The organism is Streptomyces sp. NPDC090442 (assembly GCF_044769405.1).
GTDB lineage: Bacteria > Actinomycetota > Actinomycetes > Streptomycetales > Streptomycetaceae > Streptomyces.
Genome location: NZ_JBIVXW010000057.1, coordinates 30,872 through 46,808, shown reverse-complemented (window position 1 = coordinate 46,808; position 15,937 = coordinate 30,872). Strand labels below are relative to the sequence as shown.

The following is a 15,937-nucleotide window of genomic DNA, read 5'->3' as shown; positions in this document are numbered from 1 at the left end:
CATTCAGACAAAACGCCCCTTATCCCCTCTCCTCTTCCACTACATTCCCCCCATGACCGACGAACCCCTGCGCTTCCCCGACCTCGCCGCCCGTCCGCACCGGCTCTCCGTCGACCGCCTGATGAGCGCGCCGCCCGCCGCGCTCTACCGGGCCTGGACCGAGCGGCTCGACGGGTGGTTCGCGGCCCCCGGCTCGGTGTTGATGACGGGCCGGGCGAACACGCCGTTCTTCTTCGAGACCGAACACGAGGGGAACCGCCACCCGCACTACGGCCGGTTCCTGCGGCTCGATCCGGACCGGCTGGTGCAGCTCACCTGGGTCACGGGCGACGGCGGCACGCGGGGCGCGGAGACCGTGGTCACCGTCGAGTTCGCCGCCGAGGGCACCGGGACCCGACTGCGGCTCTCGCACGCCGGTTTCGCCGACGAGGCGGCGCGCGACCGGCACCGGCAGGCGTGGCCGTACGTCCTGGAGCAGCTCGACCGGCGCACCGCACCCTGACCCGGTGCGGGGCCGTCGATCGACCCGGTGGCCGAAAGTCTTCGCGCACCACACCAGTTGACGCCAAGTCAAGATCCATGACTCCACAAGAGGGATCCGAAGACGGATCCGACGTTTTGACTCGCGAACGAAGGGCAGGCGCGCCATACCGGACCATGATCCAAATTATGGGAGGGCACCTATGACGACGGCAGTTACCACGCACCCCGGAACGCGACACGGCCAGGGTCACCTCCAGGGACACCGGACCGTCCGCTCCGGTACCGGCGGACTGCCGCACGTCCCGGACGCGTCCAAGGTCGCACCGAGGGACGCCAAGGCACTGTCCCGGCCGTTCTTCGCGCGGATGGCGGAGCTGGAGGAGGGCACCCACGAGTACCAGTACGTGCGCAACACCCTCGTCGAGATGAACCTCTCCCTGGTCCGGTACTCCGCCGCGCGGTTCCGCAACCGCGGCGGGGACCCCGGGGAGATGGAGGACATCGTCCAGGTCGGCACCATCGGGCTGATCAAGGCGATCGACCGCTTCGACCCGTCCCGTGAGGTCGAGTTCACCACCTTCGCGGTGCCGTACATCGTGGGCGAGATCAAGCGGTTCTTCCGGGACGCCACCTGGGCGGTCCATGTGCCGCGCCGTTTACAGGAGTTGCGGATCGAGATCGCGCAGGCCAAGGAGCGCCTGTTCGCCCGCCTCGACCGGGACCCCACCGTCGCCGAGCTCGCCGAACACCTCGGGCGCTCCGAGGAGGAGGTGATCGACGGCCTGATCGCCGGCAACGGCTACACCGCGGGCTCGCTGGACCAGCCCACCGACCCGGCCGAGGACGAGGCGACCCACTCCCTCGCCGACGCCCTGGGCGACGAGGACCCGAGGCTCCAACTCGCCGAGGACCTGCACGCGTTGACGCCCCTGGTGCAGAAGCTGGACCGCCGCGACCGACGGATCCTGGCCCTGCGGTTCGTCCAGGAGAAGACCCAGTCCGAGATCGGCCAGGAGCTCGGCGTCTCCCAGATGCACGTCTCCCGCCTGCTCGCCCGGATCCTGGCCAAACTGCGGACGGGGCTGGTCGACCAGCCCTGACGCCGTCGACCGTCAGGCCCGACCGCGGGCCCGCCTGAACCTGGCCAGCCCGTCGGCCAGTTGGACCAGGGGCGGGGGGTAGTCGTAGCCGGCGCGCTCGTCGTCCGGCAGCCGCCACGGCTCGTGGACGGCGGGCGCGGCGAGCCCGGCGAGCTCGGGCACCCAGCGGCGGACGTACGCGCCGTCCGGGTCGTACCGCTTGGCCTGGAGGAGCGGGTTGAGCACGCGGTTGGGTCGGGTGTCGGTGCCGGTGCCGGCCACCCACTGCCAGTTGAGCTGGTTGTTGGCGAGGTCGCCGTCCACCAGCAGGTCCAGGAAGTGCCGGGCGCCCACCCGCCAGTCCACGTAGAGGGTCTTGGTGAGGAAGCTGGCGGTGAGCAGCCGGCCGCGGTTGTGCATCCAGCCCTCGTACCGCAGTTGGCGCATGGCCGCGTCGACCACCGGGTAACCGGTGCGGCCGGCCTTCCAGTCGGCGATGTCGTCGGCGGCCGATTGCGCGGTGCGCCAGTGGTCGTGCCGGGTGCGGTAGTCGGTGGTGGACGCGTCGGGCCGGGCGGCCAGGACCTGGTGGTGGAAGTCCCGCCAGGCGAGCTGCCGGACGAACGCCTCGGCGCCGGGGCCGCCGCGGTCGCGTGCCCGGTGGACCAGTTCGACGGGCGAGAGGGTGCCGAAGTGCAGGTGCGGGGAGAGCCGCGAGGTGGCGTCGCCGGCGAGGTCGTCGTGGCGGTCGGCGTACTCCGCCGCCCCGCTGCGCAGCCAGGCGGTCAGCCGCTTCCGGCCCGCCGCCTCACCGCCCGCCGCGAGCCCCGCCGAGACCCCGGACACCCCTCGGGACGTCGGGATGTCCCGGGAGCCGAGGTGCGCGGGGACCGTCACCGCGCGGGGCGCCGCCAGGACGTCGCGCAACCGCTGCCGGGACCAGTGCCGGAAGTAGGACGTGAAGACCGCGAAGTGGTCCGAGGCCGCCGGGGTGAGCGCGCCGGGCGGGATCGCGGTGAGCACCGCGTCGTGGGCGCAGAGCCGGCGCCCCTCGGCCGCCAGCGCGCGGCGCAGCCGCTCCTCGCGGCGCGTGGCGTAGCCGCTGACGCCGGCCGCCAGGTGCACCTCGACGGCGTCCGCCTCGGTGGCGACCCGGCACACCTGGTCGACGACGTCCCCGGCCCGGACCACCAGGCGGCCGCCGCGGTCGCGCAGCCCGGCGTCGAGCTGCGTCAGGCAGTCGGCGAGGAACGCCCGCCGGTTGGGCGCGGCGAACCCGGCCGCGGCGATGCCCTCGTCGAGGACGAACAGCGGGACCACCGCGTCGGCGGACCGCAGGGCCGCGCGCAGCGGCGGATGGTCGTGCAGTCGTAGGTCGGAGGTGTAGAGGACGACGGCGACGGTCATGCGTCAACTCCCTTGCTCGGTAGCGGCGTCGCTCCGCACGCCGCCGGGCCACGCCCGCACCCATCACAGCGGCTCCGCGGGCCCGCCCGACCGCGCCACGCCGCGGGGCCCCCGCCCCAGACCCCCCGGGACTTCACACAAAGTGTGTGATGTTCTAGGGTGGGCGCACCGCGCGACGGTCGCCGGGAGAGGAGAGGAGGTGCGCCCGCGATGGGAACGAGCCGTGGCTCCGAGGCCGAGGTGGAGGAGCGTCGGCAGGCGGTGCTGCGCCTGGTGGCGCGGGAGGGCGAGATCCGCATCGCCGCGCTCGCCGAGCGGATGCGGGTCAGCCTGATGACCATGCACCGCGACCTGGACAGCCTCCACCAGCGGCAACTGCTGCGGAAGGGCCGGGGGGTGGCGACCGCCTTCCCCGACGTCACCATGGAGAGCGCGCTGCGCTTCCGGGAGCACGCCAACGCCGACGTGAAGGCCGCGCTGGCGGACGCCCTGGTGGCCGAGGTGTCGCCGGGCGACACGGTGTTGCTCGACTGCGGCTCCACGCTCTTCCCGCTGGCCCGCCGGCTCGCCACCGTCGACGGGGTCCGGGTGATCACCAACTCGCTGCGGATCACCGCCCTGTTGGCCGGCACTCCGGTCGAGGTCACGGTGGTCGGCGACCGCTACTACGAGGACTTCGCGTCCTGCGCCGGCCCGCAGGCCCGGCGCCAGCTCCAGGGCCTGCGCGCCGACGTCGCCTTCGTCACCGCCACGTCGATCCACCGCGGCCGGCTGTTCCACCCGGTGCGCGCCTACGCCGAGTCCAAGCACGCCTACCTCCGGGCCGCCGACCGGTCCGTACTCGCCGCCGACCACAGCAAGTTCGGCCGCACGGCGACGCATCCGTACGGCGACGCCGGTGGCTACGACCTGATGGTCACGGACACCGCGACCCCGTCGGACGAGCTCCGGGCCGTCCGGGACCTCGGTGTCGAGGTCCGCACGGTGACCCCCGCCCCCCACGCCTGAGCCGGGCACCGCCCCGGTCGAGCCCCAGGCCCCACCTTCCCCAGAGAAAGGCCCCTGCCATGCGTGCCGTCGTCATCCACACCCCCGGGCACTACGAGGTCACCACCGTCCCCGACCCGACCCCGGGCCCGGGCGAGGTCGTCGTCGCGCCCGCCGCGGTCGGGATCTGCGGGACCGATGTGCACATCGTCGAGGGGGAGTTCGCGCCCACGCCGTATCCGATCGTGCCCGGCCACGAGTTCACCGGCAAGGTCGTGGCGCTGGGGGCGGGGGTGACCGGAGTGCGCACCGGGGAGCGGGTGGCCGTCGACCCGTCGCTGTTCTGCGGCGCCTGTCACTACTGTGCCAACGGCCGCGGCAACCTGTGCGAGAACTGGGGCGCGATCGGCGACACCGTGGACGGCGCGATGGCCGAGTACGTCAAGGTCCCGGCCGCCAACTGCTACCGGCTGCCGGAGGGCGTCGACCTCGCGCAGGGCACCCTGATCGAGCCGCTGTCCTGCGCGGTGCGCGGCTTCGACGTGCTGCCGCGCCGGCTCGGCGACCACTACCTCGTCTACGGGGCCGGCACCATGGGCCTGATGATGCTCCAACTCGCCCGGGCCGCCGGCGCGGCGTCCCTCTCCGTCGTCGACATCAACACCGACCGGCTGCGGATCGCCGAGCGGCTGGGCGCCGACGCCACCGCGGTCAGCGCCGCGGAACTGGACCGTCCGCAGGGCTGGGAGACCGTCATCGACTGCACCGGCGCCATCCCGGTCATCGAGGACGGGCTCGGCCGGGTCCGACGCGGCGGAACCTTCCAGCAGTTCGGCGTCGCGCCGTCCGCCGCGACCGCGTCCTTCTCGCCGTTCCACGTCTACAACGACGAGATCACCATCGTCGGGTCGATGGCCGTGCTGCACAGCTTCGGGCGGGCCGTGGACCTGATGGCGAAGGGCGTCATCGACGCCGACACGATGCTCACCCACAGCTACGACCTGGCCGAGTTCGGCACCGCCCTGGAGACCTTCCGCAGCGGCTCCGGGCGCAAGATCCAGCTCCGCCCGCAGCGCTGAACTCCCTTCCGTCCCCGTCCCGTTGCCCGGAGGCGACACCGTCATGCCCACCGTTGCCGGGGTGGACTCCTCCACCCAGTCCTGCAAGGTCGTCGTCTGCGACGCCGACACCGGGAAGGTCCTCCACCGGGGGCGCGCCGCCCACCCCGAGGGCACCGAGGTCCCGCCCGAGGCGTGGTGGCGGGCGCTCCGGACCGCGGGCGGGGGCCTGCTGGAGCAGGTGGACGCGGTCGCCGTGGCGGGCCAGCAGCACGGGCTGGTGGCCCTGGACGAGGACGGCCGGCCGGTGCGCGACGCGCTGCTGTGGAACGACACCCGCTCGGCACGGGCGGCCGCGGACCTCGTCGCGGAGCTCGGCGGGCCGCAGGCGTGGGCCGCGGCGGTCGGCACCGTGCCGGTCGCCGCGCTGACGGTCGCCAAGCTGCGCTGGCTGGCCGAGCACGAACCGCGGCACGCGGACCGCACCGCGCGGGTGTTGCTGCCGCACGACTGGCTGACCTGGCGGCTGTGCGGCGGGCCCGGCAGCGGCGCCGAACCGGTCACCGACCGCGGCGACGCCTCCGGCACCGGCTACTGGTCCCCGGCCGACGGCGCCTACCGGCACGACCTTGTCGCCCTCGCTCTCGGCGGCCGCACGCCCCAACTCCCGCGCGTCCTGGGCCCGTACGAGGCGGCCGGCCGCACCGCGCACGGCGCCCTGGTGGCGGCCGGGACCGGCGACAACATGGGGGCCGCCCTGGGCCTGGGCCTCGGGCCGGGCGATGTGGTGATCTCCCTGGGCACCAGCGGCACCGCGTTCGCCCGCTCCGCGCGGCCCACCGCCGACCCCACCGGCGCCGTCGCCGGTTACGCGGACGCCACCGGCCGCTTCCTGCCCCTGGTGTGCACCCTCAACGCCGCCCGGGTGCTGGGCTCCACGGCCCGGATGCTCGGCGTCGGCCTCGACGACCTGGACCGGCTGGCCCGGGCCGCCGAACCGGGCTCCGGCGGGCTGGTGCTGCTCCCCTACTTCGGCGGCGAACGCACTCCCAACCTGCCCGAGGCGGCCGGGAGCCTGCAGGGGCTGCGGCACGACAACGCGACCCCGCCGAACCTCGCCCGCGCGGCCGTCGAGGGGATGCTGGGCAACATGGCCGAGGCGCTGGACCAACTGCGCGCCCAGGACGTCGAGGCCCGCCGGGTCCTGATCATCGGTGGGGCGGCCCGGTCGCCGGTGGTCGGCGAGATCGCCGCCGGGATCTTCGGCATGCCGGTGACCGTGCCCGAACCCGAGGAGTACGTGGCCCTGGGCGCCGCCCGCCAGGCCGCCTGGGCGCTGGCCGGCACCGCCGAACCGCCGCCCTGGCCGGTCGCCGCGGCCCGCGAGGTGTCCGCCCCGGCCGACGCCGCGCCGGGGCGCCGGATCCGCGAGGCGTACGCGGCGGCCCGGGCGGCGATGTACTGAGCGGGCCTCGGGTGCGGCCGCCCCTCACGCACCGGGCGCGGTCGCCGGCCCGTAGCGCTCCGCCAGGACGGCGACCGCGTCGGCGACGGCCCGGCGGAGCGCGGGCGGGCCGAGCACCTCCGCCTCCGCGCCCAACCTGAGCAGGTCGCCGACGGCCACTTCGGGCCCCTCGACCGGCAGTTCCACCAGGATCCAGCCGTCCGCGTCCGGCTCCCCGGCGTCCTCCAGGGCGCGCCGGCCGGCCGCGCCGAAGTACATGGGCAGCAGCCGCCGCGCCCGCGGCGAGACCCGCAGCCGCGCCACGTCCCGGTGCAGCGCGGCCTCCAGGCGGCGGGCGGACTCCGCCCAGTACGCGGCCAGATCGAAGCCGGTCGGCCGCGCGAACGCCTGGTCCGTGACCTCCACCGCCAGGAACCGCGCGATCCGGTACGTCCGCACCGCCTCGTCCACGAGGGCCACCAGGTACCAGATGCCGCCCTTGAGGACGATGCCGAGCGGGCGCAGCTCCCGGTGGACCTCGCCGCGCCAGCGCCGGTAATGGGTGCGCAGCACCCGTCGTTCCCACACCGCCCGGGCGATCGGCGCCAGATGCGCGACCGGGTCGGCGTCCCGGAACCAGGCCGGCGCGTCGAGGTGGAAGCGGTCCTGGATCCGGCGGGTCCGCTCGGCGAGTTCCGCCGGGAGCGCCGCCTGGACCTTCAACTGGGCGGTCGCCAGCACCGCGCCGAGCCCCAGATCGGCGGCCGGTCCGGGCGCGCCGGCGAGGAACAGCGCGCCCGCCTCGGCGTCGGTGAGCCCGGTCAGGCGGGTGCGGTAGCCGTCCATCAGGCGGTAGCCGCCGTCGGGGCCGCGGTCGGTGCGGACCGGGACGCCGGCCGCGCCGAGCGCCTCGACGTCCCGGTAGACGGTGCGGACCGACACCTCCAGTTCCGCGGCGAGTTGGGCGGCGGTCAGCCGTCCGCGGTTCTGGAGCAGCAGGAGCAGGGCGAGGAGCCGGTCGGCGCGCATCGCCCGATTGTCCCGCGTACCTGACAGGAGGTGTCAGGTACGGCCGGCAGGCTGGCGGTATCCCGCACGCGGAACCGCCGTGCGGCCCGACGAGAGGACAGCCAGCCATGCCCGCGCAGACCACCGGCCGCATCACGTACGCCAACTGGGAGGAACGCCCGGTGAGTTCGGCGGGGCCGGGCCCGCGCCTCGCCCACGCCTCCGTCACCAACGCCTTCTCCGGCGGCATCGAGGCCGCCGGCACGACCTGCGAGTACAGCATCGTCTACACCTCGGACAAGACCGGCACCTTCACCGGCCTGGAGCTGCTGACCGGTCGGCTCGACGGGCGGCAGGGCGCCTTCGTCCTGGAGGAGCGCGGCGAGTTCGCCGCGGACGGCACGGTGCGCTGCACCTTCGCGGTCGTACCGGGCTCGGCCACCGGGGAGTTGGCCGGGCTGAGCGGATCGGGCGGCTTCGTCTGCTCCCCCGGCGAGCCGTCGTTCCCGTACGACTTCGCCTACGCGTTGGGGTGAGCCCTGGCGGGCGGACCGACGGGAGTGCTCGCGCCGGTCCGCCCGTGCCCGTCAACCGCGGCCGAGTGCTCCCTGACCGACTTCGGGCGCGACCTCGCCGAGGCCCTGGCGCCCCTCGGTGCCTGGGGCACCGACGCCCGCGGCGGCCGCCGGTGACCGGCTTCTCGCGGTGCCGGGTCGGTGGCCGGGTACCGACGAGAAAGTGGGTGTCGCGCGGCCCGCCACCGCTGTCCCGTCAGGGATAGGCGACCACGGTCGAGGGGGCGGTCGAGCTGCCCGAGGTCGGGGCGCCGGTGTCGTTGATGACGCGTTCGTACTGGCCCTTGCCGCCGAGCGAGACCACCAGCAGGTCGTGGAACGTCACCCCGGGGGCGGCGGGGGCGGCGAAGCCGTGGTGTTGGACGATGCCGGGGTCGACGTTGTAGTAGCAGTAGCTGCCCAGTCCCCACGCCTCGTGGGTGGTGACCGAGTCGGCGACCTTGTAGGCGGCGTAGCCCTTGACGTCGCCGTCCTGGACGGCCGCCTGGTTGGGGGCGTCGTACGCCTTCTCGTTCTGGAGGAAGACGGTGCGGCCCCGTTGGCCGTACCACTGCACGTCGTACTTGTTGAAGTGCTCCACGAACAGGCCGGTGGCCAGGACGTCGTCGCCGTTGACGCGGATGCCGTAGTCGGCGCGGTTGGTCTCCCAGCCCACCCCCTCGCCGTGGTCGGCGCGCCAGACCCAGGTGTGGTCGACGAGGGTGTGCCGACTGTTGATCACCATGCTGGTGGTGGCCTTGCCGGGGCCGGCGCCGCCGATCCGGACGAAGACGTCCTGGACGGTGGTCGGGTTGGCGGAGTGGTCGGCCAAGGCGCCGGGCGGGCCGATTTCCAACAGGGTGGCGGAGTTGACCGGTCCGGCGTCGATCAGCAGGCCGGCCAGTCGGATGCCGTCGACGTCGGCGGTCTTCAGGGCGGTGACACCGTTGTCGGGGATCAGGGTGGCGTAACCGAGGCCCAGCACCACGGTGTTGGGCGCGGTCACCTGGATCGGCCGGTCGAGGCGGTAGATGCCGGGGGTGAACAGCAGGTGGAGTCCCTGGGCGAGCGCCTGGTTGAGGGTGGCGGCGGTGACCCCGGGCTTGGCGACGTAGAACCGCGACAGCGACAGGGCGGTGCCGCGCGGGGTGCCGTTGCCCCAGGTGACGCCGCGGGCGGCGGTGCGCAACTCCGGTAGGAAGACCCGGTATTCGTCGCCGTGGAGGTGGAGGAAGGGCTTCTCGCGGGAGGCGGGGGTGGTGTCGAGGACGGTGTAGGGGGGTTGGGGGAAGGTCTGCGCGGGGGCGCCCTCGACGCCCGAGAACACCATGTTCCAGACGCCGTTGGACCAGCCGCCGACGGCGCTGTCGCGGCTGTACCACTGCTGTTGGGAACGCGGCTCGACGGTGCCGTCGATGCGGCAGTCGGCGAGGTAGCCGCCGCTGGCCCAACCGTCCCCGGCGGGCGCGAGGTTGAGGCCGCCGCGGACGTGCATCCGGCGGAACGGGGCGGCCTGGGCGACGGCCCAGCGGTTGGTGCCGTTGGCGGGGACGAGGGCGAGGTTCTCCGCGGAGCGCCAGAAGTTCTGGGTGGCGTTGCCGTTGAACCAGCCGGCGTCGACGGTGACATCGCCGTTGATGGTGGTGTCGTCGGGGGACAGCCCCAGGCCGGCTATGGAGGTGTAGAAGCCGAGTTGGGCGTTGAGGCCGTGGTAGGTGCCGGGCTTGAACAGCAGGGCGTAGCGCCCCTTGTCGAACTGGGCCTTCTCCTGCTGCTGGAAGACCTCGTCCAGCTTGGCCTGGATGCCTGGCGTGGCGGGGTCGAAGACCAGGACGTTGGGGCCGAGGTCGCCGCCGCCGGGCAGGGCGTGCGGGGGCCGGTGGGGCGGTGTGGCGGCGGCCGTTCCGAGGGGGCCGAGCAGGGCGGGCGCCGCGGCGGCCGCGGTGGCGGCACCGAGGAGGGCCCGGCGGCCGACGGCCTGCCGTTGCGGGGTGGGGGGTTCCTCGGAGGCAGGGGTCATGGATGACCCTCCTGATTCAGGAAGTGAAGCCGTGGGGGGAAGGGAGCGCGCTCCCGCCGTCGCATGCTTCAGCTTCGTGAAGGGTGCGTCAAGAGGGCCTACCGGAGTTCGCCGACCGACCGCCGGGCCACCGCCAACGTACCTGCCGTTAAACGGAGTTGATCCCACTATGCGCTTTCGCGCGGTGCACCGGGACACCCCCACCGCGTTCAAGAAGTGACCGGTCGGGGTGGCTCACTTCACCGTCTGGTCGCCGTCGGGGAGGTCCTGGACGGTGACCCCGGCGCGCGGCTGGCCGAGCCCGTCCGCCACCGCTTGGGCCAGTCCGTCCGGGTCGGGCTTGGTGGGCACCGGCACCTGCGCGCCCTCCGGGTAGCTCTCGATCGCCCGGCTGAAGTAGCTGGGATGCCAGGCACCGACCGCGCCCCGCACCTCCACGGCCCGCACCGCCCTGGCGCCGATCCGCTGCTTGACGGCGGCGAGGATCCGGTCCGACCGGTACTCGCCCGGCACCTGGAACAGGCTGGCGTGCGCGCCGACCAGCCCGCCGTCCGCCAGCCGGACGGTGACCGTCAGACAACTGGTCACCGCGGGGTAGAAGAGGGTACCGCCGGGCCCGACCTCGCCGACCTGGCCCTCGGTGATCCGCAGCGCGGCCGTCGGGGACGCGGCGGGGGCGCTCGCCACCGCCGGCCCCGCCTGGGCCAACACCGCCCCGACCGCGCCGGCCTGGACCGTCAACAGCGCAACGGCCACCGCTATCGCGCGGCCTCGTACGCGTGCCATCGTCGCGCCGCCCCTCACTCGAACCGGGCCGGGTCGCCGGCGCCCCGCCGGACGACCTCCACCGTGCCGCCCGAGAAGTCGACGACGGTGGTGGGCTCGGTCCCGCAGTCGCCGGAGTCGACCACCGCGTCGATGACGTGGTCGAGGCGCTCCTTGATCTCCCAGCCCTGGGTCAGCGGCTCCTCCTCGTCGGGCAGCAGCAGGGTGCTGGAGAGCAGCGGCTCGCCGAGCTCGGCGAGGAGCGCCTGGGCGACGGTGTGGTCCGGGATGCGGACGCCGACGGTCTTCTTCTTCGGGTGCAGGAGCTGACGCGGGACCTCCTTCGTCGCGGGGAGGATGAAGGTGTAGCGGCCGGGGGTCGCGGCCTTGATCGCGCGGAAGACGTCGTTGTCGATCTGCACGAACTGTCCGAGCTGCGCGAAGTTCTGGCACACCAGGGTGAAGTGGTGGCGGTCGTCGAGGTGGCGGATCGACCGGATGCGGTCGATGCCGTCGCGGCTGCCGAGCTGGCAGCCGAGGGCGAAGCAGGAGTCGGTCGGGTAGGCGACGAGCGCGCCGGAACGGATCGCTTCGGCGACCGTCCCGATGGTGCGGCGCTGGGGGTTGTCCGGATGGACGTCGAAGTACTTGGCCATTTTCGCGAGTCTAGGTGATGTTCGGGCCGGTCAGCGGCGCCGGCGCGGGCGGGGCCCGGCGGGTCCGGACGGTGGGTCAGCAGGTGCGGCGGAGGTAGCCGTCGTCGCCGGGCCGGCCGACGTCGCGGTCGCGCAGGACGAAGGAGAGCCGCTCGCCCCAGGCGCGGCAGGCGGTGGCGAGGTCCGGTCGGCGGTACTCGATGTCGAAGACCCGGTCGTCGTAGGTCTTGGCGTAGGCGGGGCACTCCCGGTAGCGGGCGCACTCCTCCGTGACAGCGAAGTCGAAGCCGGCGCGGCGGGCTTCGGGCAGGAGGTCGGCGGTGTTCTTCTGCGCGGCGGCCAGCCCCCGGTCGTGGGCCCGTCGGGTCAGCAGGGCGGCGAAGGCCCGCGCGTGGTCCTTGGTGAGCAGGCCCTGGGAGCGCTCGTAGGAGTCGAGGTTGTCCGGTTCGACCGCGTCGAAGCCGGCGGCGGCGCAGCCGTCGATCCAGGGTCCGACGACGCCGAGCAGGGCGGTGCGCTTGGCGGCGGTGGAGATGTCGAGCAGCGGCTCGTGCCAGTCCTCGTCGATGACCGGGTCGCCGTCCCGGTCGCGCAACAGCAGGTCGGGGTGGTGCCGCTGCCACCAGCGCCGGGCCTCGGTGCCGGGCTGCGCCTGGAAGGCGTTGACGTAGCAGATGGTGTAGCGGCCGGGCTCGGGCCGGGCGGTGCGGTCGCGGGAGACCACCTGGACGCCGTCGGCCGGACGGTACGGGCCGCCGATCTGGTAGTCGAACGCGGCGCCCGCGGCGGGCAGTTCGACGCCGTGCCGGGCGTGCGCCGTCGGGGACGGGTGCCCCGCCGCCGTCGGAGCGGCCGGGGAGCAGCCGGCGAGCGGCAGGACGGCGAGCGCCAGGACACCGACGGCACGGCGCAGCGGCGCGGGCAGGCGGGACATGTACGACACGGGGGACACGACACGCCACCCTATGCGCCCGCACGACCACCACCCACTCCAACCCGACGGACGCCCCAACTCCGCCCAGCGACAAGAGAGTTCGCCTCCCTGCAAGGTGACGCACTTCACATAGTCCAGAATGGATTATTCATCGCGCGAACCCCCCGCCCGCGCTTAGCTGGTCGGGTCAGACCTTCGACCAACTGAGCACCACCACACGGGGAGTGATCGCATGTTCCGGGTCCTACGCGCGCTGGGCGCCGCCGTTCTGCTGGCGGGCCTGTCCCTCTCTGCGGCACCGGCCGCGAGCGCGAGCGCCGATACCCGCACGGCCGTCGGCGGCGGCAGCGGCATCATCTTCCGGATGCTGCCCAACCCTGAGCAGCACAAGAGCCTCTACGTCTGCACCCTCACGGCGGTCGGCCGGGACCGGGCCGGCAATCTGGTGGGCCTGACCAACGCCCACTGCTTCATCGACGAGAAGGGCAACAAGCTGGTCGGCGCGCCGGTCTACCTGGACGTCTCGCCCGCGGGAACGGCGGCCGCGCCCGCCCCGTTCACGAAGAGCGCCCCCGACCTGAAGACCGGCCAGATCGGCACGGTGACGTACGTCAGCACGCCCAACAACCTGCTCAGCACCGGCCCCAAGGGCCTGGACTACACGGTGATCCGCCTGGACGAGAAGCGGGTCAAGCCCACCAGCACGGTCGGCGGGGTGACCATCAAGTCGATCGGCGCGCCGCCGGCCAACGGGACCCGGATGTGCAAGGAGGGCCACCGAACCGGCCTGACCTGCGGCATCAAGCTGGGCACCCACGGCATCTGGTTCACGCACCTGATCTGGACCAACGGCGGTGACTCCGGTTCGCCGGTGGTCAACGGCCAGACGCTGGTCGGCAACGCCTGGGGCGCGCAGCACAGTTCGCCGATCCTGAGCATCATCGACGAGCTGAACGCGCACGGCGGCGTCGGTGCGGGTTTCCACCTGGCCGACTGAGCCCGCTCGCCCTCCGCGCCGCCCGGGACCCCTCGGGCGGCGCTCGCGCGTATTGGCCCAGTCCAAAGTGTTGACGTGCCCACGGCGAGGGTCCACGCTGTGGTCGATTGGTCTGGACCACCCCCCTGGATTCCCCCCGTCGGCTTCGCTGGAGGGCATGTGCCACCTCGTCAACTCAGGACCCTCGCCACGGCCGTCTCGGCGGCCGCGCTCGCGCTCGCCGCCGCCGGCACGGCACTCGCCACCGGTCACCACGCCGCCCCACCGGCCCCGGTGACCGCCCCCACGGCGCTGGGCGGCAACTGGTACGCGGCGGCGCCGTACCTCATGCCGCTCGACAACGACCCGCCGGACGCCGGCGCGGTGATGGACGCCACCGGCATCAAGGCGTTCCAACTCGCCTTCGTCCTCGCGCCCAACGGCGGCGGCTGCTCGCCGACTTGGGACGGCCTCCACCCGGTGGACGCGGACACCGATGTGACCAAGGTGATCTCCGCGATCCGCGCGAAGGGCGGCGACGTCTCCGCCTCCATCGGCGGCTACAACGGCACCAAGCTGGGCCAGGCGTGCGGCACCCCCGAGGCCACCGCCGCCGCCTACCAACAGGTCATCGACAAGTACGGCCTGAAGGCCCTCGACTTCGACCTGGAGGAGCCGGAGTACGAGAACACCGCGGCCATCCACAACGAGATCGGCGCCGCCAAGATCCTCCAGCAGAAGAACCCCGGCCTCTACCTCTCCGTCACCACCGCCGGCACCGCCGACGGCACCGGCTGGTTCGGCAAGCAGATGCTGAACGAGGCCAAGTCCCAGTCCTTCACCCCGGACAACTTCTCCATCATGCCGTTCGACGGCGGTTTCAACGGCGCCGCCGCCCAGACCTCCGCGCTCACCAACTTCAACGCCGTGCTGCGGTCCACCTTCGGCTGGGACGAGGCCACCGCCTACGCCCACGAGGGCATCTCCCAGATGAACGGCCGCAGTGACACCGGGGAGTTCTTCACCCAGGCCGACTTCCAGACCGTGCTGGACTTCGCCACCTCCCACCACATGGCGCGGCTCACCAACTGGTCGGTCAACCGGGACCGGCAGTGCACCCCGCCGGACAACAACGGCCGGACGTCGGGGACCTGTAGCAGCGTCCCGCAGGGCGACTGGGACTTCACCAAGTTCTCGGTGAAGTTCGCCGGCGCCACCCCGCCCACCGCCCCGCCGACCACCGCGCCGCCCACCACGCCTCCGGGCGGTGGTTGCGCCGCGAGCCCCTACGCCGCCGGCAGCGTGTACGTGGGCGGCGACACCGTCTCCTTCAACGGCCACTCCTGGAAGGCCCGGTGGTGGACGCAGGGCGAGGCGCCCTCCACCGGCGGCTCCGGGGTCTGGCAGGACCTCGGCGCCTGCTGAGCCGCGGAGGGGAGGAGCACCCGACCGGACATCGACGCCCCTCCCCTCCGCACCCTCCCCCCGGTGCGTGGTGGATCACGCATCCGGGCGCCGGTCCGGGGCAGACTCGGCGGTATGAGCACCACACCCCCGGTCCCCCACCTGCCGCGGACCATCGACGAGACCCGTCTGCTGCACGCCCTCCCGATGGCCGCGGCCGTCGACGCGCTGCGCGCCGCGCTGCGCGACGGCCCGGACCCGGAGGCCGATCCGCCGCGCACCATCGTGCCCGTCGAGCACGGCCAGTTGCTGCTGATGCCCGCGCACCGCAGCCGGTACGCGGGCGTCAAGGTCGCCACCGTCGCCCCCGACAACCCGGCCGCCGGGCTCCCCCGCGTCCAGGGCCAGTACCTCCTCTTCGACGCCGCGACCCTCTCCCCGGTCGCCCTGCTCGACGGGATCGCGCTGACCACCGTGCGCACCTCGGCGGTCTCCGCCCTCGCCGTCGATCTGCTCGCCGCCCCCGACGCCGCCCACCTGGTGGTGTTCGGCACCGGCCCGCAGGCCCGCGGCCACCTCGACGCGTTCCGCGCGGTGCGCCCGCTGCGCCGCGTCACCGTCGTGGGCCGCACCCCCGCCAACGTCGAGCGCTTCGTCGCCGACGTCCGCCGGGACACCGGCCTGACCGTCGAGGCCGGCGACCCGACCGCGGTCGCCACCGCCGACCTCGTCGCCTGCTGCACCACCGCCCGCACCCCGCTGTTCGACGGCGCGCTGCTCCCGCCGCATGCCACGGTGACCGCGGTCGGCTCCCACGAGCGCGGCAGCCGCGAGGTGGACGGCACGACCGTCCTGGGCAGCACGGTCGTGGTCGAGTCCCGGACCGCCGCGGCCCGCGAGGCCGGCGACCTGATCCCCGAGTTGGAGAGCGGCCGGCTCGCGCCCGCGTCGATGCTGACGCTCGCCGGTCTGGCCACCGGAGCCGCCACCGCGGACCCGGCCCGCCCGCGCCTCTTCAAGAGCGTCGGCATGGCCTGGGAGGACCTCGCGGTGGCCGGCGCCGCCTACGAGGCCGCCTGACGGGACGGATCCCGTCCGCTTTCCCGGTCCTCGTGCAATGCTGGGGGCGCCCGGCCGATGGCATGTGACCTCGGCCGATGCC

General features: G+C 73.7%; 16 protein-coding genes. 10 read left to right on the top strand and 6 right to left on the bottom strand.

Annotated elements, in window-relative coordinates; translation table 11 throughout:
• The first annotated feature begins 52 nt into the window (after positions 1–52).
• A complete protein-coding gene (locus tag ACIQU6_RS31945; protein WP_403485204.1) occupies positions 53–502 on the top strand; it encodes an SRPBCC domain-containing protein in 450 nt (149 codons plus the stop codon).
• Between the two features lie 181 nt (positions 503–683).
• Positions 684–1,583, top strand: coding sequence for an RNA polymerase sigma factor SigF (locus ACIQU6_RS31940; RefSeq protein WP_403485203.1), 900 nt, complete (start codon positions 684–686; stop codon positions 1,581–1,583).
• Positions 1,584–1,595: 12 nt separating this feature from the next.
• Here ACIQU6_RS31940 and ACIQU6_RS31935 read toward each other — a convergent pair whose 3' ends face one another.
• Complete coding sequence (locus ACIQU6_RS31935; protein WP_403485202.1) at positions 1,596–2,969, bottom strand: cryptochrome/photolyase family protein; 1,374 nt, start codon at positions 2,967–2,969, stop codon at positions 1,596–1,598.
• 210 nt (positions 2,970–3,179) lie between these two features.
• Here ACIQU6_RS31935 and ACIQU6_RS31930 point away from each other — a divergent pair, with 210 nt between their 5' ends.
• From ACIQU6_RS31930 to xylB, 3 genes are read left to right on the top strand one after another with little or no spacing between them, the layout of a single operon-like run.
• Positions 3,180–3,977 (top strand): DeoR/GlpR family DNA-binding transcription regulator, encoded by a 798-nt coding sequence (locus ACIQU6_RS31930; RefSeq protein WP_403485201.1) that lies wholly within the window; start codon positions 3,180–3,182, stop codon positions 3,975–3,977.
• 59 nt (positions 3,978–4,036) lie between these two features.
• Positions 4,037–5,035, top strand: a complete 999-nt coding sequence (locus ACIQU6_RS31925) for a zinc-dependent alcohol dehydrogenase family protein (RefSeq protein ID WP_403485200.1) — start codon at positions 4,037–4,039, stop codon at positions 5,033–5,035.
• A gap of 43 nt (positions 5,036–5,078) precedes the next feature.
• Entirely contained in the window at positions 5,079–6,479 is a 1,401-nt protein-coding gene (gene xylB / locus ACIQU6_RS31920) for a xylulokinase (RefSeq protein ID WP_403485199.1), read from the top strand.
• Between the two features lie 24 nt (positions 6,480–6,503).
• Here xylB and ACIQU6_RS31915 read toward each other — a convergent pair whose 3' ends face one another.
• Complete coding sequence (locus tag ACIQU6_RS31915; protein WP_403485198.1) at positions 6,504–7,487, bottom strand: helix-turn-helix transcriptional regulator; 984 nt, start codon at positions 7,485–7,487, stop codon at positions 6,504–6,506.
• A 107-nt stretch (positions 7,488–7,594) separates the two neighbouring features.
• Between ACIQU6_RS31915 and ACIQU6_RS31910 the strand changes: the two genes are divergently transcribed.
• Together ACIQU6_RS31910 and ACIQU6_RS31905 are read left to right on the top strand one after the other, a co-directional pair.
• Positions 7,595–8,002 carry a DUF3224 domain-containing protein gene (locus ACIQU6_RS31910; RefSeq protein ID WP_403485197.1) on the top strand — a complete coding sequence of 136 codons (408 nt, stop codon included), beginning with the start codon at positions 7,595–7,597 and terminating at the stop codon, positions 8,000–8,002.
• A gap of 24 nt (positions 8,003–8,026) precedes the next feature.
• A complete protein-coding gene (locus ACIQU6_RS31905) occupies positions 8,027–8,158 on the top strand; it encodes a hypothetical protein (protein WP_403485196.1) in 132 nt (43 codons plus the stop codon).
• 79 nt (positions 8,159–8,237) lie between these two features.
• Here the strand turns inward: ACIQU6_RS31905 and ACIQU6_RS31900 are convergent, their stop codons facing one another.
• The 4 genes from ACIQU6_RS31900 to ACIQU6_RS31885 all read right to left on the bottom strand — a co-directional run bounded on the left by ACIQU6_RS31900 (position 8,238) and on the right by ACIQU6_RS31885 (position 12,395).
• Positions 8,238–10,040 (bottom strand): coagulation factor 5/8 type domain-containing protein, encoded by a 1,803-nt coding sequence (locus ACIQU6_RS31900; RefSeq protein ID WP_403485195.1) that lies wholly within the window; start codon positions 10,038–10,040, stop codon positions 8,238–8,240.
• A 234-nt stretch (positions 10,041–10,274) separates the two neighbouring features.
• The gene (locus ACIQU6_RS31895) at positions 10,275–10,826 is read right to left on the bottom strand and encodes a hypothetical protein (protein WP_403485194.1); all 552 of its coding nucleotides are present in this window, start codon (positions 10,824–10,826) and stop codon (positions 10,275–10,277) included.
• Between the two features lie 14 nt (positions 10,827–10,840).
• The gene (locus ACIQU6_RS31890; protein WP_403485193.1) at positions 10,841–11,461 is read right to left on the bottom strand and encodes an L-threonylcarbamoyladenylate synthase; all 621 of its coding nucleotides are present in this window, start codon (positions 11,459–11,461) and stop codon (positions 10,841–10,843) included.
• A 76-nt stretch (positions 11,462–11,537) separates the two neighbouring features.
• The gene (locus ACIQU6_RS31885; protein WP_403485219.1) at positions 11,538–12,395 is read right to left on the bottom strand and encodes an endo alpha-1,4 polygalactosaminidase; all 858 of its coding nucleotides are present in this window, start codon (positions 12,393–12,395) and stop codon (positions 11,538–11,540) included.
• 232 nt (positions 12,396–12,627) lie between these two features.
• On the opposite strand from ACIQU6_RS31885, the gene ACIQU6_RS31880 reads away from it, so the two are divergent.
• The 3 genes from ACIQU6_RS31880 to ACIQU6_RS31870 all read left to right on the top strand — a co-directional run bounded on the left by ACIQU6_RS31880 (position 12,628) and on the right by ACIQU6_RS31870 (position 15,855).
• Positions 12,628–13,392: a trypsin-like peptidase domain-containing protein gene (locus ACIQU6_RS31880; protein ID WP_403485192.1), complete on the top strand. Its 765-nt coding sequence runs from the start codon at positions 12,628–12,630 to the stop codon at positions 13,390–13,392.
• A gap of 159 nt (positions 13,393–13,551) precedes the next feature.
• Positions 13,552–14,796, top strand: coding sequence for a chitinase (locus tag ACIQU6_RS31875; RefSeq protein ID WP_403485191.1), 1,245 nt, complete (start codon positions 13,552–13,554; stop codon positions 14,794–14,796).
• Between the two features lie 114 nt (positions 14,797–14,910).
• Positions 14,911–15,855, top strand: coding sequence for an ornithine cyclodeaminase family protein (locus tag ACIQU6_RS31870; RefSeq protein ID WP_403485190.1), 945 nt, complete (start codon positions 14,911–14,913; stop codon positions 15,853–15,855).
• The last annotated feature ends 82 nt before the right edge of the window (positions 15,856–15,937 follow it).

Excerpts from the sequence above, each read along its gene's own strand:
- ACIQU6_RS31945 (WP_403485204.1), top strand. The coding sequence starts at position 53 with ATGACCGACGAACCCCTGCGCTTCCCCGACCTCGCCGCCCGTCCGCAC.
- ACIQU6_RS31940 (WP_403485203.1), top strand. The coding sequence starts at position 684 with ATGACGACGGCAGTTACCACGCACCCCGGAACGCGACACGGCCAGGGT.
- ACIQU6_RS31935 (WP_403485202.1), bottom strand. The coding sequence starts at position 2,969 with ATGACCGTCGCCGTCGTCCTCTACACCTCCGACCTACGACTGCACGAC.
- ACIQU6_RS31930 (WP_403485201.1), top strand. The coding sequence starts at position 3,180 with ATGGGAACGAGCCGTGGCTCCGAGGCCGAGGTGGAGGAGCGTCGGCAG.
- ACIQU6_RS31925 (WP_403485200.1), top strand. The coding sequence starts at position 4,037 with ATGCGTGCCGTCGTCATCCACACCCCCGGGCACTACGAGGTCACCACC.
- xylB (WP_403485199.1), top strand. The coding sequence starts at position 5,079 with ATGCCCACCGTTGCCGGGGTGGACTCCTCCACCCAGTCCTGCAAGGTC.
- ACIQU6_RS31915 (WP_403485198.1), bottom strand. The coding sequence starts at position 7,487 with ATGCGCGCCGACCGGCTCCTCGCCCTGCTCCTGCTGCTCCAGAACCGC.
- ACIQU6_RS31910 (WP_403485197.1), top strand. The coding sequence starts at position 7,595 with ATGCCCGCGCAGACCACCGGCCGCATCACGTACGCCAACTGGGAGGAA.
- ACIQU6_RS31900 (WP_403485195.1), bottom strand. The coding sequence starts at position 10,040 with ATGACCCCTGCCTCCGAGGAACCCCCCACCCCGCAACGGCAGGCCGTC.
- ACIQU6_RS31895 (WP_403485194.1), bottom strand. The coding sequence starts at position 10,826 with ATGGCACGCGTACGAGGCCGCGCGATAGCGGTGGCCGTTGCGCTGTTG.
- ACIQU6_RS31890 (WP_403485193.1), bottom strand. The coding sequence starts at position 11,461 with ATGGCCAAGTACTTCGACGTCCATCCGGACAACCCCCAGCGCCGCACC.
- ACIQU6_RS31885 (WP_403485219.1), bottom strand. The coding sequence starts at position 12,395 with ATGTCCCGCCTGCCCGCGCCGCTGCGCCGTGCCGTCGGTGTCCTGGCG.
- ACIQU6_RS31880 (WP_403485192.1), top strand. The coding sequence starts at position 12,628 with ATGTTCCGGGTCCTACGCGCGCTGGGCGCCGCCGTTCTGCTGGCGGGC.
- ACIQU6_RS31870 (WP_403485190.1), top strand. The coding sequence starts at position 14,911 with ATGAGCACCACACCCCCGGTCCCCCACCTGCCGCGGACCATCGACGAG.